This is a genomic window from Stenoxybacter acetivorans DSM 19021 (genome assembly GCF_000745895.1).
GTDB lineage: Bacteria > Pseudomonadota > Gammaproteobacteria > Burkholderiales > Neisseriaceae > Stenoxybacter > Stenoxybacter acetivorans.
This window is the reverse complement of sequence record NZ_KN050772.1, coordinates 56,400-76,528: the sequence shown is the minus strand read 5'-3', so window position 1 is coordinate 76,528 and position 20,129 is coordinate 56,400. Positions and strand designations below refer to the sequence as shown.

Below are 20,129 nucleotides of genomic sequence, written 5' to 3'. Positions count from 1 at the left end.
GGAACTTAATAGAATTTTTCAAATAAAACCAATAGTTTGCTGTTTTTTATTCTTCCACAATTGATTTATAAATACACAAAATATAAAATTAAAATGAATTCATATTTAAATTTACAGAATTTGTTAAGTCTATGAATCAATTGATAACATGATTTTGTTTGTTGTTCTTAAAAAAAGCAGTTAACAAATGAGGAGAAATTGAATGGATATTACAACCATTGGTATCGTAGGCATGGGACCCAGGGGGTTAAATTTATTGGAAAGAATTATTTCAGCCGTGAACAGCGAATTGAATACCAAAGTTAATTTATTAATCTTTGAACCTTGTTTACCCGGTTCAGGCTGCCATAATATTAAGCAACCTGATTATTTGTTAGCTAATACCATTGCGGGGCAAATTACTATGTTTGCTGACCGATCCGTTAAAAATATAGAAAACATGATAGAAGGGCCAACATTTTATCAATGGCTATGTGATAAATCATTATCTATACCTGATTTAAGTCCTGTTGATTCAGATGCTTATTATTCAAGGCAGCTTTTGGGTGAGTATTTAAGTATCTGATTAATTTTTCTCATCATAATCTTTCTATTCAATACATCAGAATAGAAATCAATGATATAGAAAAAATTGATGATTACTGGTCGCTGGAAGACAAAGATAACCAGAGATACCATGTTGATTATCTGTTTTTAGCCACAGGACACGCACAAAATACAATTGGTAATCAAAATAATTTACTTATTATTGATAATCCATATCCTATTTCCGAAAAATTGTCTCATATTAATAATAAAATGCGTGTTGCCATTCAAGGAATGGGTTTAACAACTTTTGATGTATTATCTGCTTTAACAGAGGGCAGAGGAGGAAAATTTTTTCGTTCCGATATTGATAATAAATTAGTTTATATTCCATCCGGACAAGAGCCGATAATAATTGCATTTTCTCGATCAGGCTTACCTTTATCTGCAAGAGCGCGTAATCAAAAAGGAGCATCAGGGCAATACCAAGCTAAATTTTTAACGCTTGAAACGGTTAAAAAACTACGGCGGCAAGGTAAAATTGACTTTGAAAAACAAATATTACCATTGTTAATCCATGAAATGGAATATGTTTATTATGAAGCATATGTTCGCGCTAAAGAAGGGTTTATTGCAGCTTCCATATTTTGTAATCATTACTGTCATGCAGATAAAGAAGAAAAAATATCATTGATTAATAAAAATATTCCTAAAAAAGATCAATTTTCTTGGCATAAATTATGTAACCCCATTCCGCCGGAAGTTTTGATAAGTCAAGAAAATTTTTCAGACTGGCTGCATTGCTATTGTATGGAAGATTTGGCAGAAGCAGGAAAAGGTAATGCAGATAGTCCCATTAAAGCGGCAAGTGATGTATTGCGTGATTTACGTGATATCATTCGCCAGGCTGTTGACTTTTCAGGATTAACAGAAAATTCGCATCGATGGTTAAATACAATTTTTGTACCCATTATGAATAGAATTGCAGTAGGCCCTCCAAAAAAACGAATTGAAGAAATGCTGGCTTTAATAAACAGCGGTGTTCTGAAAATCGATTTTGGCCCAAATGCGCAATGTCAATTAAACAAAAATATGCACTCCGTCATCATTCAATCAAATTTGTGGGCAGAATATCAGGTTAGGTGCGATGTCCTGATACAAGCAAAAATAAATACAGTATTGACTGAAGAAACGGCAACACCTTTATGGCGTAATATTCTGTCCAAAGGATATGCTTATTTATGCCGTAATGGAGAATATTTTTCCGGTGGTATTGCGGTTTCCGAGAATATGCAAGTGTTAAATCATTCAGGAGCAGTTCATGCAAATTTATGGGCAATCGGATTACCAACAGAAGGCAGTAAGTTTTATACGTTCATTATGCCGCGGCCGGGTGTCAATTCAACTGCCATTATTGATGCCGAAAAAGCAGTAAGCAGCTTGATAGAGGTTTTAAAAAAACACACTGAGCCGGAGGAGAACGCAATATGACCCAAACCACTTTTTTCAATCGTTTCAGCCTTGCCGGTTTTGCAGCAACCCTAATCGGCAACGGTATTGGCCGCTTTGCCTACATTGCCTTAATGCCCGCCTTGATTCAGGCAGGTTGGTTCAGCAAAAGCGATGCGTCTTTGCTGGGATCGGCAACCCTGATTGGTTATATTTTCGGCGCACCTGCATCCAACTGGCTCACTCGCTATCTGGCGGTGGGCAACGCGATTCGGATAGCGATGTTGGCAAGTGGCATCAGTTATTTGGCGTGCTCGATACACGGTATGCCGCTGGCGTGGTTTTACAGCTGGCGGCTGGTAGCAGGCATCAGCGGGGCGATGTTGATGGTGTTGGCACCGCCGTTTATCGTGCGTCTGCATCAAGCCAAAATCAAGGCAAGGGTGAGCGGCGTGGTGTTTTCCGGTATCGGGCTGGGGGCAATGTTGTCAGGAACACTGATTCCCTTGTTGCTGCTGCACACCGTCGAAACCGCGTGGGTGGGCATGGGTATGATTACTTTGTTGGCAACCGCGCTGACATGGACGGTATGGTCGGAGCCGCTGACAACAGCACAGGACACGGGCAGTAAAACCTATACTGATTTGTCAAGCGCACAGAAAAAAGTGTTGGTGCTAACCCTTGCCGCCTATGTGTTCAACGCCATCGGCTATTTACCGCACACCATGTTTTGGGTGGATTTTGTGGTGCGCGAATTGGACAAAAGCATGAGTGTGGGCGGGTTTTACTGGGCAGTGTTCGGCGTGGGCGCAGCGATAGGCCCCATCATCACCGGACAACTGGGTGATAGCATCGGCGTGCGTAAATCCCTGTTGGTGGCGTTTGCCTTAAAATGCTTCGGTGTTGCCTTGCCCCTGCTCAGCACCACCGCACCGTCTTTATTGCTGTCCTCGCTGTTGGTGGGAATATTCACCCCCGGCACTGTTACCCTGATTTCAATTTACACCCTCGAATGTGTCGGCGTGAGCCTGCACAGCCGTGCATGGGGCTTGATGACCAGCGCATTTGCCCTGTCGCAGGGCGTTGCCAGCTACATCATGGCGTATTACGCCCCAATCATACCGTCTTATTTCCCGTTGTTTGTGGTCGGCAGTGTGGTGTTGGCATTATCGGTGGGTTGTATTTGGTTCACCAAACCACCGAGGGCATTGACTGAACAGGCTGCCTGAAATGCTTCGGCAGATACTGTATTAATTAAATGAAATGCTTGGTTAAAAGGTTTATCAGAATATCCACACCTGTTTGGGAAGCAATTTAATAGGTAATCCAATCATACAAGAGACGCACAATTGTGCGTCTCCCCCCGATACAATAAAACAACCACAAAGGAGCAAATCATGAAGCTGTATTTAAACGCCACTTCCCCCTTTTCCCGAGCAGTCCTTGCCGCTGCGATACTGAGTAACCACCAACTGGAATTGGTGTGGACTGATCCATGGCAAGAATCTCCCGAACTGATTGAGGTTACCCCGTTTGTCACCATTCCTGTATTGACGATTGATAATGGCAGCAGCATCAGTGAAAGCCTGTGTATTTGCCGCTACTTGATTGAAAGCGGCAAGGGCGAATCATTGTGCGACACCGATTTCAGGCTACCTGAAAACGTTGCCGTTTTGGGCTTTGCCAAAACCCTGATGGAAATCGCTTTTCGCACCGCCGTATTGCCGCGCTTTGACATGGCAGAATCAGCATGGGCGCGTAAAGGCAAGCAAACCTTGCAGCAAGCGGTGAAACAATTGGAGCAAGACTTAGCCGAACAGCCTGCCCGTTATCAAACAGCGGATTTAGCGGTGTTGTATTTGCAGGTGGCACTGGATTACCTGCAGCTGCGCCACGCTGATATTCTGTCCTTGAATGAATACCCTTATATTCGATCCTTTTTGCGGGAAACACCGTTTACGGCGGTATTACAACAAATCAGTTTGGCAACATTGGCAAAACAACCGCGGTATGGAGATTGGTGAGCGGATTAGAGGAGAAATATTGCGCCCTCAACTGGTTTCAGTTGGGGGCATATTTTTTGGGCAATTTTACAGGCAGCCTCAAATATACCCCCCATGAAATAAGTAATGCGTTTTGATTAGATGACTTTAAAACAAATGAAGCGAAGAAAAAAGGGCAAGGAATTTTAGATTAGTTATTGATAATCAAATAATTGATTTAAAATATTAGACTGTTTTAGGCATAAAAAAACATGCCGAAGCATGTCTTTTTTATGTATTTGGTGCCGACAGCGAGACTTGAACTCGCACGACCTGCGGTCACTACCCCCTCAAGATAGCGTGTCTACCAATTTCACCATGTCGGCAAGAAAATTCTGTGAGGTATTTATTCCGGAATAATCGGCTTGGAGGCTTCTGCCGGCTGAGTTTGCGCCGGTGCGGTTTGTTGCACAGTGCTGAAATCCAGATTGCTCTTACCTGCGTTTGTGGCAATAAAACCCAAACCCAAACAAGTGGCAAAAAATACAGTAGCGGCAAGCGCGGTGCTGCGGCTCAAGAAATTGGCATTACCCGCCGCGCCGAAAACCCCTTGCGCACTGCCCGAACCAAATGCCGCGCCTGCGTCCGCGCCTTTGCCTTGTTGCAGCAATACCAACACCACAACCGCCAGCGCGGAAAAAATATTCATAATCCAAATAAGGGTTTTAAAGGCTTCCATAGTCTGCTTTAGTTTTGGGCTTCAATTTTCGCGGCGGCTTGGATAATGGCGGCGAAGCTGTCTGCTTTTAAAGATGCACCGCCAACCAATGCCCCGTCCACATGCGGCACAGTCAAAATATCGGCGGCATTGCTTTCATTAACACTGCCACCGTAAAGGGTGCGGATTTTAACATTGTTTCCGCACAAAGACAAGATTCGTTCATGAATGAACGCGTGCATCGCACCGATTTGTTCATGGTTTGCCACTTTGCCTGTACCAATCGCCCACACCGGTTCATACGCCGCAACGACATGGCTCAATTCCCTGCCGTCCAGTATTGACAATTGTTCTGCCACCACGCTTTCAGCCAGCCCTGCCTCACGCTCGACCAAAGTTTCACCCACACACAACACCGGCACTAAATCGGCATTTAAGCTGTTTTGCCATTTTTCGGTTAATATTGCATTGTTTTCGCCAAAATACTGCCGCCGTTCGGAATGACCGATTAACACAAACTGCACACCCGCATCTTGAAGCATGGCGGCATTGATTTCTCCTGTGTATGCACCGTCTGCGGCAAATCGGCTGACGTCTTGCGCGCCGATAACACATCGGCTGCCTGAAACTTGCGCTGCCGCCGCGCCGATGTAAACCGACGGCACGGCAATGCCGACAAACACATTTTCCGAAGCGATTGGCTGCTTCAGTAATCCGCTCAACACATCAGCGTTTTGCGCCAGCCGCCCATTCATCTTCCAATTACCCAATATCCATTTTTTCTGCTGCATCATTCTGCCTCACAATGACATTCTACTTAACGTTTTTGCGGCTGCGATAAAGAAAACCGTGGGTTTTCGGTAAGTGCAAAAGTACGGCAAAGAAAAACCGCACAAAGGGCGTAAGCTCAAAAATGCTGCTGCACCCAAAGCACATACAATCCCGCAATCCCGCTGTGTGCTGTTACTTTAATTATTTTAAACCATTTTTTTGTATTATTGGCTACTTTTACCGGAATGTGCATTATCGAAATTTCAATCAATACACCGACAATCGTTGCAAGAACAACAGGGCTTTGGATTCCGAAAATAGATATTGCAACCATAACAAGTAATTCAAAAAAATTGAATCTCCAAACCATGCCAACGAGGTTGGCTATATTATGCGGAAACTTATATTTTGCTATATTTTATTTAATTCATTATTTATTTTTTCCAACAGCTCTTTTGTACATTTCTCTATTGTTTTATTTGCCGTATCTATTATTATATGCTCTTCTTCCCAAGGCTTATAATATAAATAATAATTTGGATCATTTTCTCTTTTTATTACATCTTCCCATGTATTTAATTTTCTTTTTTCAATTCTATTTTTATATTCAATTTTATTTGAACATATAATTTCAATATTTATATATTTGCAATTATTGTCTATTGCAATATTATTAAATTCATGGCGGGTTAAATCCCACGGGTTACATTGATCTGAAACAACACTATTTCCTATTTTTAAATTATCCTCAATGATTCTATGTGCCAGCCGATAGCCTTCTCCCTGCACCTTAAAATTACACAAATCCACAAGACCTTGTTCAATCGTATCAATTCTTAAGTAAACCGCTTTTAATACATTTGAGATGTTTTTTGCCAATGTGGATTTACCGCTACCGGGCAATCCTGAGAAAATATATAAAACAGGCTTTTTATTTTCCATTATGTCTTCCATAAATAACCTTATGTTATTTCATAAAAAATAAAACCTATTTATAATCATTATTTACATATATTCAAACCAATTCAGCCTGTATTCTATATAACATATATTATACGAAGCAGCAGCATATATCATTTTATATTATATTTTTTGTCCAATATAAAATACATATCCATAATACTGTTTATATTTTGAATACAAATCTGCCTCACGCCTCATAAATGCAATCATATCTTCAACGGTTTTATTTTCTGCATATTTTTTTAAGAATTCTTCCTGCCTTGCTTTTTGCGGAATAAAATAATTGTCTATCCAACAATTTTCAGGCAGCGTAAATGAGGCAACGGGAATATAACCTGCTTTTTGCATAATGGAAATATTATGCCCTATTGTGTTCATTTCAGGAACTGCGCCCAACCACCACTTCTCAATTTCAGCGGGGCGTTCATCGGTAAACCATAATTCATATGTTACGGCAAAAAATCCGCCTTTTTTCAGGAAGCCCTTCCAGTGATTCAATCCTTTTTCAAAACCGATATTGGCAATAGCCCCTTCAGACCATATCAGATCAAATTCATCACTCTGAAACGGTAAATTATCCATTGACCCGACAATGCCTTTTACCCTATCTTGCAAACCCATTTTGCTGGCCGTTGCATTGAGTTTTTCAATTGAGCCGGGAAAAAGATCAAGGGCGGTTATTGTTCCTTTAATATTTTTTGCCAAAACCATTGTTTGACAGCCTGTACCGCAACCCAAATCGGCAATTTTTGATTCATTTGAAAGATTACCGATAAAACTTAATGCTTTAATAGTGGATTCAGAGCTACCGGGTCCTTGTCGTTCCATTTCTACAAAATACTCATTGATTAAAGCAAAATCAAGCGCTTGTACCCTATCTTCCATGTCCCATTCCTTAAGGTTAAAGCGGCATGACACATGAGCGAAAAAAGCCGCCCTTTCTTGGTGCGCCCGCAAGTGGAAGTATGCTATCCGTGTGCTGCACCCTGCATTCAAGCAGACAACAATTGATAAATAATCAGCACATTGTAACTGAAAATACATCGCTGCATTATCGGCTGAAATACACAAATTGCTCATCGTTTTTTGCCGCACCAAAACATGAGCCTTCAGCCTTTAAGCAGGCGTCATTCGGCGTTTGGGAACAGTCTTCACCGCGCCCAAACCACACGCCGCACGACACCTTTCCCTTTATGATCAAGTTTAAAGGCGGCAAGGTAAAGAATGAGAAAGTAAGAAACTTTTCGTTTCAGGCAGCCGAAAGCATTATAATTCGGCATTCTGTTTTTCAGGCTGCCTGAAACAAACGGCAGACCATATCCATTGATTGAATTGAAGGAGTTGGGCATGAGTGCCATTATTGATATTTTTGCGCGTGAAATTTTGGATTCGCGCGGTAATCCCACCGTTGAATGCGACGTGTTGCTGGAATCCGGCGTCATGGGGCGGGCGGCTGTGCCCTCCGGCGCGTCCACCGGCGAGAAAGAAGCCTTGGAATTGCGCGACGGTGATTCTTCCCGTTATTTGGGCAAAGGTGTTTTGCAAGCGGTGGAACACATCAATAATGAGATTGCTCAAGCCTTAATTGGTATTGATGCCAGTGAACAAAGCTATATTGACCAAACCATGATTGATTTAGACGGCACGGAAAACAAAGGCCGTTTGGGTGCAAATGCCATGCTGGCGGTTTCTATGGCGGCGGCACGTGCGGCGGCGGAAGATGCGGGATTACCTTTGTACCGCTATATCGGCGGTGCCGGTCCGATGGCGATGCCTGTACCGATGATGAACGTCATCAACGGCGGTGCACACGCCAACAACAGCTTAGACATTCAAGAATTTATGATTATGCCTGTGGGCGCAAAATCATTTCGCGAAGCCTTGCGCTGCGGTGCTGAAATATTTCACCACTTGAAAAAATTGTGCGATGCCAAAGGCTATTCAACCACCGTGGGCGATGAAGGCGGTTTCGCACCGAATTTAAACAGCCATGAAGAAGCCATTAAACTGATTTTAGAAGCGATTGATGCTGCCGGCTACACGGCGGGTGATGATGTGGTGTTGGCATTGGATTGTGCATCCAGCGAGTTTTACCGCGATGGTAAATATCATTTAAGTGCGGAAGGTTTGGCGTTAAGCAGTGCCGAATTTGCCGATTATTTGGCAAAACTTGCCGATGAGTATCCGATTATTTCCATTGAAGACGGCATGAGCGAACACGATTGGGACGGCTGGAAGTTATTAACTGACCGTTTGGGCGGCAAAGTGCAATTGGTGGGTGATGATTTATTTGTTACCAATCCCACCATTTTGGCAAAAGGCATCGAACAAGGTTTGGCAAATGCGCTGTTGGTGAAAGTAAACCAAATCGGTACGTTAAGTGAAACCTTAAAAGCGGTGGATTTGGCGAAGCGCAACCGCTATACCAGCGTGATGAGCCACCGCTCCGGCGAAACCGAAGACAGCACCATTGCGGACTTGGCAGTCGCCACCAACTGTATGCAAATCAAAACCGGTTCGCTTTCCCGCTCTGACCGCATGGCAAAATACAATCAACTGCTGCGCATTGAGGAAGAATTGGGTGAAGCGGCATACTATCCGGGTAAACAAGCGTTTTATCAGATTGGGTGATTAGCCGCTGATTTATTCTTTGTTTTCGGGGCGGTATGCCATTGCCGCTCCGCTTAATAACATTATCTGAATCAATCATAAATAAAGACAGCACCATGAAAAAATATCTGCTTTTATCCTCTATATTATTGATTTTAACCGCCTGCGCCAGCACCGCAACAAAATCACCGCCGCCGACACGTGAGCAGCAACTAAAATACCAAGCGTACCAAATTCAAAATAACTACGACATTGTGCAAGATGAAACAAAAACATGGGGCGATAAAGGACAGCTGCGCGTGGTGGCGGGATTGAAACAAGGCAGTCAAGAAAAGCCGAAAGACGATGCCCGATATGTCCGCATCACCCATCGTTCTCACGCCGTTCAAGGCAACGCACTGAAAGCCGCCGCCTTTGTATTGAGCATTTTGGCACCCTCCGGCTATAGCCACCAAAGCAATACTAAATATGATTTATATGGTGATGCACTTGACGGCGTCGATAATCAATCTTTAAACACCATTTATACGCCCATTAAAAATTATTTGTTTGAGCAATATGGCGGTAAAGCCGATAAAGAATATTTTCCGTTTTTAATTGCCGGCAAGCAGCTCTATCTTGTTTATGATAAATTCACCCAAGACAGTAAAAATGAATATCAATTGGTCAGTGAAATCTCTTTTGAAAAGAACAACGAAGATTTAAATGGTCGTTTTGTATTTAATTGCCAGCAAAGCAATGCCGTTAAACCGCTGGCAGAATGGGAAGCCGACAACTACAAAGCCGTGCATGAAGTATCGCAGCAATATGCGGAAAAATGTGCAGATATTTTATTAACCGCCCGCCGCAGGCAACTCGCGCACAGCTACGCCGAGCCTGAAAAACCGGCAGCAGCGGCTGCGGCAGCACAAAAAAGTGAATAATGGCTTGATGATGTTCACCCTTATTGCAGGTTCGCGTACCATACCCATGAGTTTTATCCGCAACAAGGAGCAAATGCGGCTGCGAATCAAGTCGGCAGCAATACTTATTTTTTCTGCCGTTCACTCGGCAATACTTCAAACATCATTTTGCGCCGCCAAAAACAGTTTCATAAATATGGATTTAATCACATGAAATGGGTAACTTGGGTGTTGAGCATTTTATTGCTGAGTTTGCAATACAATTTATGGTTTTCTGAAAACGGATACAACCTACTGGAAATGCGTAAAAAGGAAATTGCAAAACAAGAGGCTGTTAATTTGAAATTGGAAGCCCGCAATCAGGCTTTGGCTGCCAATATTGCCGACTTAAAAGACGGCAATGATGCCCTTTCTGAAATGGCCCGCATGGATTTTGGTTATATCCAAGAGGGTGAAGTATTTTATCGTCTTGTTGAGCTCAAGTAAGCTGTTCAGGCAGCCTGAATCATGTACTTGCGCCTAAAGGGGCCGCCTGAAAAATAAGCCGTGTATCGGCAAGTCTGCTTGGGCAGTACGCTTGCGGGCGATAAAATACGAAATCAGAGGCTTGGGATTTCGCAAAACGGCCGCCATCGCCCGCGCCTATTCAGCTTTACCTGCTTACCCATTACATACCAGCATTATTCGCGATTCACTGCTGCCGCTCAACGGCATAACATGGCGGCAACCGATCTGATCATAACAAGAAATTGATGCGCTGACACAATGACTCTGCTAAATTGTAACCAAAAATTATCTCATGAGTGCTCGCAGGCACATTTGTGTGGTATTGGGTACTTCAGCGGCGGCAGTTCTTCAGAGCAGCCATAAAAATTACTGCTCCATTGTTTTTATGACATTTTTATGAATAATACACATTTCCTGTGGATAAGTTTGTGGGTAAACTGTTTGAAGCAAACGCAAACCCTAATAAATAAAGCGTTTTAAGTTGATTGCCTAAAAAACAGGTAATTTATTATTCTTTTAAAATCAACAATATAAAAATAAATCATTCTTTTTGTTACTGAATCGCCATTATTTTTTCAGGCTGCCTGAAAAATAAGAAGCTGTGTAAAATATTTCAACCGTTCTTGGTCATTTGCATGGATTTTTAGGTGAAAACCGATACTTGATTACCACAAGCACCGCCCAATAAATACCCCAATACAGCAGCTCAATGGAATATTCGGCAATTTGTTTGTTCTTACCAAAAGATAAAAATCGATGCAACCTTATGTTTGTTGGCGATGACACATACAATTCGGACATTTTCTTGCAGGTGCAATGTTAATTATTTGCTTTTCTTAAAATTAAGGCTAGATTTTTACGCCAGTTTATGGCAAAGTACATTTAAAATACAAATTTTAATAAAATAACTTACATCTTAATATTTATTAATAAATTGCACTTTTCCTCCTTCTTTTTAACTTTTATTTTTCATTGAAAGGCATCACATGGAAAACTTAGTTAACATCTTAAATGCTTGGATCTGGAGTCCTGTGTTGGTGTATTTGTGTCTGGGCGCAGGGTTGTTTTTCTCAATACTCACACGCTTTGTCCAAGTGCGCCATTTTAAGGAAATGCTGCGTTTGCTGTTTCACCGCCAATCCTCTGAGGAAGGCATCAGTTCATTTCAGGCATTGTCAGTCGCATTGTCTGGCCGCGTGGGCATGGGCAATATTGCCGGTGTCGCCGCTGCCATCGGTTTTGGCGGTCCGGGTGCGGTTTTCTGGATGTGGATGGTCGCTTTTTTAGGCGCAAGCACCGCTTATGTGGAATCAACCTTAGCGCAAATTTATAAAGAAAGCGATCGCGGACAATACCGTGGTGGCCCCGCCTATTACTTGGAGAAATTTCTGGGTTCTAAAGCCTACGGCGTGGTGTTTGCATTGGCTGCGATTGTGGCTTGCGGCTTATTTTTACCGGGTGTTCAAGCCAATGGCGTGGTCAATGCGGTTGCCATGGTGTTTGGCGAGGGTGATTTGGTTAATACGTCATTCGGCAGCATCGGTACAAACCGTTTGGTCGGTACTGGCGTGATTCTGGTGATTTTGGGCTTGATTATTTTCGGCGGCATTAAGCGTATTGCCAAAGTAGCCGAAGTTGCCGTACCGTTTATGGCATTGGGCTACATCATCATGGCTTTGCTGATCGTATTCATTAACATTGAGCAAGTACCCACTCTGGTGGGCATGATTTTCGGCGATGCGTTTACGGCACAGGCCGGCTTCGGCGCGGCGATTGGCTGGGGGGTAAAACGCGGTGTTTATTCCAATGAAGCCGGTCAAGGCACAGGTCCTCATGCTGCCGCTGCCGCGGAAGTGGCGCATCCGGCACAACAAGGATTGGTTCAAGCATTCTCCGTGTATGTGGACACTTTGTTTGTGTGTTCTGCCACGGCGTTTATGATTTTGATTACCGGCCAATACAATATTCAAGGCACTTTGGAAGCCGGACAATTCTTGGTTCAAAATGTGGCTGCCGATACCGTTATCAATGGTCCTGCATTCACACAAATGGCGGTTTCCAGCGTATTCGGTTCGTTTGGTAATGTGTTTGTGGCAATTGCGGTGTTCTTTTTCGCATTCACGACTATTTTGGCGTATTACTACATCGCCGAAACCAATGTGGCATACCTTACCCGTACCTTGCGCAGTGAAAGTGCTTTGTTTTGGATTAAAGTCATCATCATGATTGCTGTGGCTTATGGTTCAATCAACAGCGCAGGCTATATCTGGGCAATCGGTGATATTGGGGTTGGCTTGATGGCTTGGCTGAATATTGTGGGTATTCTGATTGTCTTCTTTATCGGCAAACCCACCATCAAAGCCTTAAGAGACTATGAAGCACAACAAAAAGCCGGTGTGTCTCAATTCACTTTCGACCCGAAAAAACTGGGCATTAAAAACGCCACGTTTTGGGAAGACCGTTTGAAAAACAAATAATCGTTTCTCTTTCAATCATAGCGTGTTTAAGTGAAATGCCGACCATTGCGGTCGGCATTTTATATGGCTGAATAACGTTATTTTTCACTGTACCAAAGTGATGGTATTCATGAACCATTTAAAAACATTATCTTAAATATTAAAACTCATGCCGAAATGATGATTTTTTTACTTACTCAGCTATCGCTGCATCAGCACGCAATAATCTTAATCATTACATCAATAGTACTCAACACACAAAAACACCCAAGAAGCCGGATAATATCCAACTTCTTGGATGCTTTCAGCTGAATTTTAGTTAAATCACACGATCAGCTGATGATTTGCCAACAAAGTATCCAAATCGGTACTGACATCGCGCAAAGTAACCACTTGGGTATCGTACTGACCATTACCGTTTGTATCCACGCTGACAACCGTATCATTACCGCTGTGGCTCACACTCACCAGACCAAGCAAATCATCAACAGTGGTATTGCTTTCCAGCAGCTGACTCAAATCAATAGTATCTGCCTCTTTGTCCGCGCCCACTGCACCGACATGAAAATTCACAGCTTCTTGTGCGGTTTGATTGGCATCAAGCAAGCTGAATTCAAGGGTTTTTGCACCGCCTGCCATATCATGCGCGGAAGCATCATTGCTTGTTTGCTCTTCATCAGGAGCAGTACCGATCAACGACTGTGCCGGTTGGTTTTGGGCGGGAATGGACGGCGCAGAAGCTGTGGTATTGTCATCATCGGCATTGATACCAACTGCGGCAATGGCTGCCACGCTGCCGTAAGCCAAAAGCGGAATCAGCCATGTTGTACCCGCAAGAAAGGAGGAAGAAGCATTGTCAACATTCGGATTCAATAAAGGCTCAGTGCTTTCAATAGCATAGTATTCCACCGGTGCAAGGCAGCCATTGTCAAAATGTGTTTTTGCCCAAATTAAATTCTCTTGCCCGTCTTCAATCAGCAATTGGTTGCCTGAAGTATCATGCACATCGGCGGCAACTTGCGTATTGGCTTGTTTTTCTGCATTGGGGGCAACGCAAGCCGGATCAAAGAAATGACTGACAGTAATCACTTCGCCGTTACTCAACACCACAACCAACTTATCTTCTTCTTGCTTCACTTCTACAACCGTATTGGCACCAACACCCAACTGTACAATGGCTTCTTCGCTCAATGCCGCGCTGTTGCCTTTAATTTCTTGTACCGCAGCCGGGTTGGTTTTGGGAATGATTTTAATAACCGCCATTTGTGTTTCTCCTGTCTTAAACTGGGAATTATCAACTTAAGGTTGATTCAGTTAAATTAAAGTTAGTTAAACTGAAAAAACAGATGCGTCTTACATAATACGCAATAAGTTTTCCAGTGCAATTGCCCGCAACAGCGGATCGTGATGTTGCTCTGCCACTTTAGTCAGCCAGAACTTAGCATCATCCTGATTTTTTTTGACACCTATCCCATGTGCATACAACATACCCAGATTATTGCGTGCTTTCACACAGTCCAAACTGGGGGTAACATCACAGCCTTCCGCTGAAGCCAGCCACCATTTAGCAGCTTGGCGATCACTTTGTTTACCAATACCGTAATCGTAGAAATACATTTCACCTAATCGGTATTGCGCTTCTCCATAGCCTTGTTTTGCGGCACGTGAAAACCATTTAAATGCCTCACGATACGAACGCGTATCTTGTTGACCTTGGGTAAAATACCACGCACCCAAAAAACTTTGCGCCTGCGCGTTACCTTCTTCTGCCAGCCGAACCAACTCTTGATGCGCCGCCGCTTCATCACCTTGGCTAAGACTGTCTTCAATTTTCTGCTGCTGCTCTGCCGTCAAGTTTTGTGCAGTCGGCACCGGTGCGGCAAAACAGAAAGATACAGACACTGAACACAATGCCAAGCCCAAACGCAAGTAATGCATTTTCTTTCCTTTTCTTCAAAATTCAGAATGGTTAATTTTATAGTAATATTTAACCGACAGCACATTGAAATATCGGATTTTTTATCACAGTATCACAACTATTCACAATACCGAAAATTTAAGTTATTTTCAATCTTAAAACAGTAAAAAATCAATATCTGTTCACATAAGAACAATGTGTGCATTATAACAACAATGTCAAATAAAAATACTAAAAATATCAGGGGTTGTTCCGGATAAACGGAGCAACCCCTGATATTAACAAGCTGTCTGAAAAACCCAACAGCCGAAACACAAATTCGTCCAAATTAACGTTTGGAAAACTGTTTGGCACGGCGGGCTTTGCGCAAGCCGAATTTTTTACGCTCTACTTCACGTGCATCACGAGTAACCAAACCAGCCGCAGATAATGTGGGTTTCAAAGCAGCATCGTAGTCAATCAAAGCGCGGGTAATGCCATGACGAATCGCACCGGATTGTCCGGTTTCACCGCCGCCGATAACATTCACTTTAATATCAAATGCTTCTAAATTATCAGTCAGCGCCAAAGGCTGACGGACCACCATGCGTCCGGTTTCGCGGCCGAAAAATTCATCAAGCGGACGACCGTTTACAATGATTTGACCACTGCCTTTTTGCAGAAAAACGCGGGCAACAGAGCTTTTGCGGCGGCCTGTGCCGTAATAATATTTACCGTTCATGTGCCTGTCCTTAAATGTCCAATACTTTGGGTTGCTGCGCCGCATGACCGTGTTCACCGCCGGCATACACTTTTAATTTTTTGATCATGGCATAGCCCAGCGGACCTTTCGGCAACATGCCTTTAACGGCTTTTTCCAAGGCACGGCCGGGAAATTGCTGCTGCATTTCAGAGAACGTGCGTTGGTAAATGCCGCCGGCATAACCTGAGTGGCGGTAGTAGATTTTATCGGTTTCTTTGGCACCGGTTACACGCAATTTATCGGCATTGACCACAATAATGTAGTCGCCGGTATCCACGTGCGGCGTGTATTCCGGTTTGTGTTTACCGCGTAGGCGACGTGCGATTTCGGCAGCCAAACGTCCCAAGACTTTGTCTTGGGCATCAACCACATACCAATCACGCTTCACCTCGTGCGGTTTCGCTGAAAAGGTTTTCATGGAAAAGTCCAAATTAAAGATAGAAAACCGCCAATTTTAGAGAAAAAGCAGTGGCTTGTCAATGAATACTGAATGTTGCCGCCATGTATTTCCCCCTGAAATCAATCCACTCAAGACAACGATACACCGTTTTTCAGGCTGCCTGAAAAACACAAAACCCGCCAAAGTTTCATTTGTATCGGCGAGCATTGTGTTTACTTTAAACCCGCTTTATCCAAACCAAATCAGCCGTAGCGTTTTTGAAATTCCTGCATGAATTCAATCAATGCTTCCACACCTTGCAAAGGCATGGCATTGTAAATACTGGCGCGCATACCACCCATGCTCTTATAGCCGCGTAGCAAACGTAAACCACGCGTGGTGGACTCTTCCGCAAACAATTCATCTAATTCGGGGCGGGCGGTGTGAAAAATCACGTTCATCTGCGAACGTGCGCGCGGTTTTACCTTATTGATATAAAAGCCGCCGCTGTTGTCAATAGCATCATACAAAATTTTGGCTTTCAGCGCATTGATGGTTTGCATTTGGGCAATGCCGCCCTGTGATTGCAACCAGCGAAACACCAAACCGGAGATATAAATCGGATAAGTGGCGGGGGTGTTGTACATGCCTTGACGCTCAACATGGCTCTTATAATTCCACACATCAGGCACACGATCAGAGCAGCGATCAAGCAAATCCTCGCGAATAATAATAATGGTTGTACCGGACGGTCCGATATTTTTTTGTGCACCGGCATAAATCAAGCCGAAATCAGCCACATTAATTGGGCGCGACAAAATTTCACTGGACATATCACACACCACCGGCGGCATACCGTCGGGCTTGGGAATATCACGGTATTGCAAACCATGAACTGTTTCGTTGATGACATAATGCACAAATGCCGAATTTGGGCTGACATCCCAAGTTTCAGGAGAAGGCAAGTCTGTGTAATCATACAAATCGCCGCCGTGCGCCGCCAAATGAATATTCGCATCAGATAATTTGCCCATTTGGCTGTGTGCAATGCGGCTCCAATTGCCGGTAACCACTGAATCCACCCGATCAAAGCCATTGCAGAGATTCATCACAGTCATATTGAATTGCGCACTGGCTCCGCCTTGCAAAAACAAAACTTTGTAATTATCGGGAATATTCAGAAGCTGGCGCAAATCCTGTTCGGCGTGATACAAAATACTCATGAATACATCGGAGCGATGGCTCATGGTCATCACCGAAAAACCGGTACCGTTGTAGTCGAACATTTCCGTTTGTGCAATACGCAGCACCGATTCAGGCAAAATGGCAGGACCGGCAGAAAAATTATAAATAGAGGGCATTTGAATGGTCATGATAATTGAGTATCTATGGATAAAAGGTTGCCTGAAAAAGTGAATGATGCAGAAAATTTAAGATTAACTGACTATAACACGAATTAACCACGCTTTAATACGCGGCCATTATAATAAACGCATCACCGCGTTTAAATTATATTGTAACGATATTTTTATTCCCAAACAGCTTTGCCGCCGATATCCTCTCCCTTGGTATCGGCGGTCTTTTTTTGTTTTCAACCATTTACCGATTTGTATCAAACACAACATTTTGACCTTGTTTCATTTTTTAGCAAAGTTTCCGCAAAATATTGTATTTGGCAATTTTAAGGATAGCTTGCCTGTGCTATTTTTTCCTACTACCCGATACTTTTAAAACCTGATTTAAGCTCAATTGATCGCTCTTAAGCTTATTAACGCTGATCAAATCTGCCACACTCGTTTTATATTGCAAAGCCAGCGAATACAACGTATCTCCGGCGGAAACTTTATGGGTTATTGTTTTTGCGGCAAGCTCTTTTTTATTAGTCTGCCGTTTTGCCGGCTGTTTTTTCTCTTCCACATTGGATTGAGCCAATGCGTTCTGAACGACTTTTTCAACCGATAATGAACCCGCTGCATCAGCCACTGCCGAAGATTCAGCCGATGCCGTTTGTACGGCAATCAATGACGAAGCGGCTGTATTCAACTTATCCGCAGTATTTGCCAAATTAGCGGCTTCTGTTTTTTCAGGCAGCAATGAATTTTGGGTATATTCTATTTGGGTCTCTGATTTTTTTATTGATGACACCACTTTTTCAAATACCGCTGTATCGGCAGCCGTATTTTTACTGAGCAATATACTGCGTCCGGCTGCCAGCATATTGCCTTTGAAACCATTAACCCGCTTAATGTCGCTCAAATCCGCTCCTGTTTGCATCGCCACATCAGCAAGGCTGGTCGGTACTTCAGCTGTGTAAACATTCCATGACAGCAACTCGTTTTTGTCTGCTTTGCGGTAATTATTTTCAAAAACGTGTGCCGCAGAAACCGGCAGCAACATGCGGCGATTGTCCTTCGGCATAAATACCGGCAGCTTAAAACCGGGATTCAAACTTAAAAATTCAGCTTCCGAAATATTCGCCAACCGTGCGGCTGCCTGAATATCCAACGGTTTATCAATATTCACCGCCTTAAAATAAGGGCGGTTTTCTATTTTAGTTAAATTCAAGCCAAATGCCGCCGGATTGCTGACAAGATTGCGCACTGCCAATAATTTAGGTACATAATTGCGCGTTTCATTGGGCATACTCAGATTTTCGTAACTCGGATCCAATCCCTGCGATTGCGCACGGGCAATTGCACGGCTCACACTGCCTTCGCCCCAATTGTATGCAGCCAAAGCCAAAGACCAATCGCCGAACATACCATGAAGATATTGCAAATAATCCAGAGCAGCATGGGTAGCGGCATAAACATCATGCCTGCCGTCGTATAAATTGGTTTGTTCCAAACCGTAATTTCTGCCGGTTGCCGGCATAAACTGCCACAAGCCGCTCGCCCCCACACGGGATTTGGCATTGGTAACAAAAGCACTTTCAATAAACGGCAGCAATGCGATTTCTGCCGGCATTTTTCGCTTTTCCACTTCCAACACAATATAATAAAGATAGGGCTGACTGCGCATTACGGTACGATTAAAATAATCACTTTTATCCGTATAATATTGTTCATAGCGGCGAACGAGTTCGGGATTAACTTCAGTTAAGCGAAAAGCAGGGCGCATACGCCCCCACAAGTCCCCCCGATACACACCGCTGTCTTGCACCACAACAGCATTTAAATTCATCAGTGCCAAGCCGACACTGTTGCTGCTGTAATCTTGAGCAAATGAAACAATGGGGTATAAACAAAGTCCGCCCAATAATATGGATAATCGATTTAATTTTATCATAATGAAAATGCAAGAATAATTCGTTCAATACTAATAAAATCAACGCTTCCGGTCAAGAAAACTGCCTTGATTTTACATTGATTTAAAACATAAATTCACCAAATGAGCACAAATAAAAATTCATCGCCGTTATCAGAATCCGCATCAGCATCGCCCTTTTGGCAATACTTACAGACACAGGAAACGGCTTTTTTTTCACAAAAACTGACTGGCATACCTTGTACCACCGTATTACAAATCGGCTTGAGTCAATGGCGTTTGGCAGACCGGCTGCCGCGCAGCACACAAGCCATTTACCAAAACAGCCTACCCAACGGCAAACCCGACGTTTGCGCCCATGCAACAGCCCTGCCTTGGCAAACGCACAGCATTGATGTTGTGTGTTTGCCGCACGGCATGGATAATCAAACCCATGTCTCTGAAATATTACAAGAGATTTACCGCATCTTGCCGCCCGGCGGGCATTTATTGCTGACCGGTTTAAACCCTTTGGGCTACTGGCGTTTTAATCAATCTGCTTTGGAATTTTCAGGCTGCCTGAAAAAGCGTTTCCGCATTGCAAACACACCAACAGGAAAATTATACCGCGCGCAAACCGCCCGCCAATTATTGGCAGCAACCGGCTTTACCGTAACTGAAGGGCAATTTATGGCTTACGCCCCACCGTTTTTAAAACAGCCTTTTCAGCAAAAATGGGAGTTGGCGGGCAATCGCTGGTGGCCGCATCTGGGTGCAGTGTATGGCTTGGTTGCCGTCAAACGCAGCGTAACCTTAATCCCTGATGAGTCATTGGTGAAAAAACTGGCATCAGACTGGGAATTGCAGTTAACAACCGCCGGACGTTTCAGGCAGCCTGGAACACAGAATACCCAATAAATGAAACAGATAATCAAAAGGCAGCCCGAACGATTCACAGGCT

The 20,129-nt window shown here is 43.5% G+C and carries 22 protein-coding genes and 1 tRNA gene; 10 read left to right on the top strand and 13 right to left on the bottom strand.

Annotated features, from left to right (window positions below; all coding sequences use genetic code 11):
- Positions 1-202: 202 nt before the first annotated feature.
- From Q384_RS12790 to Q384_RS11900, 4 genes are all read left to right on the top strand, one after another.
- Positions 203-565 (top strand): FAD/NAD(P)-binding protein, encoded by a 363-nt coding sequence (locus Q384_RS12790; RefSeq protein ID WP_051941005.1) that lies wholly within the window; start codon positions 203-205, stop codon positions 563-565.
- Positions 566-777: 212 nt separating this feature from the next.
- Positions 778-2,016, top strand: a complete 1,239-nt coding sequence (locus Q384_RS11910) for an FAD/NAD(P)-binding protein (RefSeq protein ID WP_156956579.1) — start codon at positions 778-780, stop codon at positions 2,014-2,016.
- Positions 2,013-3,203 (top strand): YbfB/YjiJ family MFS transporter, encoded by a 1,191-nt coding sequence (locus Q384_RS11905; RefSeq protein WP_051940999.1) that lies wholly within the window; start codon positions 2,013-2,015, stop codon positions 3,201-3,203. Before Q384_RS11910 ends, Q384_RS11905 begins: the two co-directional genes overlap by 4 nt.
- A 168-nt stretch (positions 3,204-3,371) precedes the next feature.
- Positions 3,372-3,998 (top strand): glutathione S-transferase family protein, encoded by a 627-nt coding sequence (locus Q384_RS11900; RefSeq protein ID WP_037588505.1) that lies wholly within the window; start codon positions 3,372-3,374, stop codon positions 3,996-3,998.
- A 258-nt stretch (positions 3,999-4,256) separates the two neighbouring features.
- On the opposite strand, the gene Q384_RS11895 is transcribed toward Q384_RS11900, so the two are convergent.
- From Q384_RS11895 to Q384_RS13560, 7 genes are all read right to left on the bottom strand, one after another.
- Positions 4,257-4,342 (bottom strand) — tRNA-Leu (locus tag Q384_RS11895).
- Between the two features lie 20 nt (positions 4,343-4,362).
- The gene (gene secG / locus Q384_RS11890) at positions 4,363-4,695 is read right to left on the bottom strand and encodes a preprotein translocase subunit SecG (protein WP_037588503.1); all 333 of its coding nucleotides are present in this window, start codon (positions 4,693-4,695) and stop codon (positions 4,363-4,365) included.
- Positions 4,696-4,703: 8 nt separating this feature from the next.
- Positions 4,704-5,465: a triose-phosphate isomerase gene (tpiA, locus tag Q384_RS11885; protein WP_156956581.1), complete on the bottom strand. Its 762-nt coding sequence runs from the start codon at positions 5,463-5,465 to the stop codon at positions 4,704-4,706.
- 116 nt (positions 5,466-5,581) lie between these two features.
- Positions 5,582-5,779 carry a hypothetical protein gene (locus tag Q384_RS11880; protein WP_156956578.1) on the bottom strand — a complete coding sequence of 66 codons (198 nt, stop codon included), beginning with the start codon at positions 5,777-5,779 and terminating at the stop codon, positions 5,582-5,584.
- A 77-nt stretch (positions 5,780-5,856) separates the two neighbouring features.
- The gene (locus Q384_RS11875; RefSeq protein WP_037588553.1) at positions 5,857-6,387 is read right to left on the bottom strand and encodes a P-loop nucleotide/nucleoside kinase family protein; all 531 of its coding nucleotides are present in this window, start codon (positions 6,385-6,387) and stop codon (positions 5,857-5,859) included.
- 141 nt (positions 6,388-6,528) lie between these two features.
- On the bottom strand, positions 6,529-7,293 hold the full coding sequence (locus Q384_RS11870) for a class I SAM-dependent methyltransferase (protein ID WP_037588497.1): 765 nt from the start codon (positions 7,291-7,293) through the stop codon (positions 6,529-6,531).
- 266 nt (positions 7,294-7,559) lie between these two features.
- A complete protein-coding gene (locus Q384_RS13560; RefSeq protein WP_156956577.1) occupies positions 7,560-7,757 on the bottom strand; it encodes a hypothetical protein in 198 nt (65 codons plus the stop codon).
- Here Q384_RS13560 and eno point away from each other — a divergent pair.
- The 4 genes from eno (at position 7,756) to Q384_RS11840 (ending at position 12,904) form a co-directional block, all read left to right on the top strand.
- Positions 7,756-9,039, top strand: coding sequence for a phosphopyruvate hydratase (gene eno, locus Q384_RS11860; protein ID WP_037588491.1), 1,284 nt, complete (start codon positions 7,756-7,758; stop codon positions 9,037-9,039). The two genes, Q384_RS13560 and eno, sit on opposite strands and share 2 nt — an antisense overlap.
- A gap of 95 nt (positions 9,040-9,134) precedes the next feature.
- Positions 9,135-9,941, top strand: coding sequence for a hypothetical protein (locus Q384_RS11855; protein WP_156956576.1), 807 nt, complete (start codon positions 9,135-9,137; stop codon positions 9,939-9,941).
- A gap of 189 nt (positions 9,942-10,130) precedes the next feature.
- Positions 10,131-10,406, top strand: coding sequence for a septum formation initiator family protein (locus Q384_RS11845; protein WP_037588486.1), 276 nt, complete (start codon positions 10,131-10,133; stop codon positions 10,404-10,406).
- Positions 10,407-11,413: 1,007 nt separating this feature from the next.
- A complete protein-coding gene (locus Q384_RS11840; RefSeq protein ID WP_037588484.1) occupies positions 11,414-12,904 on the top strand; it encodes an alanine/glycine:cation symporter family protein in 1,491 nt (496 codons plus the stop codon).
- A gap of 303 nt (positions 12,905-13,207) precedes the next feature.
- Here the strand turns inward: Q384_RS11840 and Q384_RS11835 are convergent, their stop codons facing one another.
- From Q384_RS11835 to rplM, 4 genes are all read right to left on the bottom strand, one after another.
- Positions 13,208-14,146, bottom strand: coding sequence for a BapA/Bap/LapF family prefix-like domain-containing protein (locus tag Q384_RS11835; protein ID WP_037588482.1), 939 nt, complete (start codon positions 14,144-14,146; stop codon positions 13,208-13,210).
- A gap of 90 nt (positions 14,147-14,236) precedes the next feature.
- On the bottom strand, positions 14,237-14,821 hold the full coding sequence (locus Q384_RS11830) for a tetratricopeptide repeat protein (RefSeq protein ID WP_051940996.1): 585 nt from the start codon (positions 14,819-14,821) through the stop codon (positions 14,237-14,239).
- A gap of 308 nt (positions 14,822-15,129) precedes the next feature.
- Positions 15,130-15,522 carry a 30S ribosomal protein S9 gene (gene rpsI / locus Q384_RS11825; protein ID WP_037588480.1) on the bottom strand — a complete coding sequence of 131 codons (393 nt, stop codon included), beginning with the start codon at positions 15,520-15,522 and terminating at the stop codon, positions 15,130-15,132.
- Between the two features lie 10 nt (positions 15,523-15,532).
- Positions 15,533-15,961, bottom strand: a complete 429-nt coding sequence (rplM, locus tag Q384_RS11820; RefSeq protein WP_037588478.1) for a 50S ribosomal protein L13 — start codon at positions 15,959-15,961, stop codon at positions 15,533-15,535.
- A 61-nt stretch (positions 15,962-16,022) separates the two neighbouring features.
- Between rplM and Q384_RS13555 the strand changes: the two genes are divergently transcribed.
- Positions 16,023-16,217 carry a hypothetical protein gene (locus Q384_RS13555; protein WP_156956575.1) on the top strand — a complete coding sequence of 65 codons (195 nt, stop codon included), beginning with the start codon at positions 16,023-16,025 and terminating at the stop codon, positions 16,215-16,217.
- On the opposite strand, the gene serC is transcribed toward Q384_RS13555, so the two are convergent.
- Positions 16,186-17,295, bottom strand: a complete 1,110-nt coding sequence (gene serC, locus Q384_RS11815; RefSeq protein ID WP_084224489.1) for a phosphoserine transaminase — start codon at positions 17,293-17,295, stop codon at positions 16,186-16,188. The genes Q384_RS13555 and serC overlap by 32 nt on opposite strands.
- Before the next feature lie 328 nt (positions 17,296-17,623).
- Complete coding sequence (locus tag Q384_RS11810; RefSeq protein ID WP_051940992.1) at positions 17,624-19,210, bottom strand: lytic transglycosylase; 1,587 nt, start codon at positions 19,208-19,210, stop codon at positions 17,624-17,626.
- A gap of 102 nt (positions 19,211-19,312) precedes the next feature.
- Between Q384_RS11810 and Q384_RS11805 the strand changes: the two genes are divergently transcribed.
- Positions 19,313-20,086 carry a class I SAM-dependent methyltransferase gene (locus tag Q384_RS11805; RefSeq protein ID WP_037588476.1) on the top strand — a complete coding sequence of 258 codons (774 nt, stop codon included), beginning with the start codon at positions 19,313-19,315 and terminating at the stop codon, positions 20,084-20,086.
- Positions 20,087-20,129: the final 43 nt, after the last annotated feature.

What these genes read in the sequence shown, in the direction of transcription:
- eno (WP_037588491.1), top strand. Translation starts at nt 7,756, where the DNA reads ATGAGTGCCATTATTGATATTTTTGCGCGTGAAATTTTGGATTCGCGC.
- Q384_RS13560 (WP_156956577.1), bottom strand. Translation starts at nt 7,757, where the DNA reads ATGCCCAACTCCTTCAATTCAATCAATGGATATGGTCTGCCGTTTGTT.
- Q384_RS11875 (WP_037588553.1), bottom strand. Translation starts at nt 6,387, where the DNA reads ATGGAAAATAAAAAGCCTGTTTTATATATTTTCTCAGGATTGCCCGGT.
- rpsI (WP_037588480.1), bottom strand. Translation starts at nt 15,522, where the DNA reads ATGAACGGTAAATATTATTACGGCACAGGCCGCCGCAAAAGCTCTGTT.
- secG (WP_037588503.1), bottom strand. Translation starts at nt 4,695, where the DNA reads ATGGAAGCCTTTAAAACCCTTATTTGGATTATGAATATTTTTTCCGCG.
- Q384_RS11905 (WP_051940999.1), top strand. Translation starts at nt 2,013, where the DNA reads ATGACCCAAACCACTTTTTTCAATCGTTTCAGCCTTGCCGGTTTTGCA.
- Q384_RS11900 (WP_037588505.1), top strand. Translation starts at nt 3,372, where the DNA reads ATGAAGCTGTATTTAAACGCCACTTCCCCCTTTTCCCGAGCAGTCCTT.
- rplM (WP_037588478.1), bottom strand. Translation starts at nt 15,961, where the DNA reads ATGAAAACCTTTTCAGCGAAACCGCACGAGGTGAAGCGTGATTGGTAT.
- serC (WP_084224489.1), bottom strand. Translation starts at nt 17,295, where the DNA reads ATGACCATTCAAATGCCCTCTATTTATAATTTTTCTGCCGGTCCTGCC.
- Q384_RS13555 (WP_156956575.1), top strand. Translation starts at nt 16,023, where the DNA reads ATGAATACTGAATGTTGCCGCCATGTATTTCCCCCTGAAATCAATCCA.
- Q384_RS11855 (WP_156956576.1), top strand. Translation starts at nt 9,135, where the DNA reads ATGAAAAAATATCTGCTTTTATCCTCTATATTATTGATTTTAACCGCC.
- Q384_RS11870 (WP_037588497.1), bottom strand. Translation starts at nt 7,293, where the DNA reads ATGGAAGATAGGGTACAAGCGCTTGATTTTGCTTTAATCAATGAGTAT.
- Q384_RS11830 (WP_051940996.1), bottom strand. Translation starts at nt 14,821, where the DNA reads ATGCATTACTTGCGTTTGGGCTTGGCATTGTGTTCAGTGTCTGTATCT.
- Q384_RS11805 (WP_037588476.1), top strand. Translation starts at nt 19,313, where the DNA reads ATGAGCACAAATAAAAATTCATCGCCGTTATCAGAATCCGCATCAGCA.
- tpiA (WP_156956581.1), bottom strand. Translation starts at nt 5,465, where the DNA reads ATGCAGCAGAAAAAATGGATATTGGGTAATTGGAAGATGAATGGGCGG.
- Q384_RS11810 (WP_051940992.1), bottom strand. Translation starts at nt 19,210, where the DNA reads ATGATAAAATTAAATCGATTATCCATATTATTGGGCGGACTTTGTTTA.
- Q384_RS11880 (WP_156956578.1), bottom strand. Translation starts at nt 5,779, where the DNA reads ATGGTTGCAATATCTATTTTCGGAATCCAAAGCCCTGTTGTTCTTGCA.
- Q384_RS11845 (WP_037588486.1), top strand. Translation starts at nt 10,131, where the DNA reads ATGAAATGGGTAACTTGGGTGTTGAGCATTTTATTGCTGAGTTTGCAA.
- Q384_RS12790 (WP_051941005.1), top strand. Translation starts at nt 203, where the DNA reads ATGGATATTACAACCATTGGTATCGTAGGCATGGGACCCAGGGGGTTA.
- Q384_RS11835 (WP_037588482.1), bottom strand. Translation starts at nt 14,146, where the DNA reads ATGGCGGTTATTAAAATCATTCCCAAAACCAACCCGGCTGCGGTACAA.
- Q384_RS11840 (WP_037588484.1), top strand. Translation starts at nt 11,414, where the DNA reads ATGGAAAACTTAGTTAACATCTTAAATGCTTGGATCTGGAGTCCTGTG.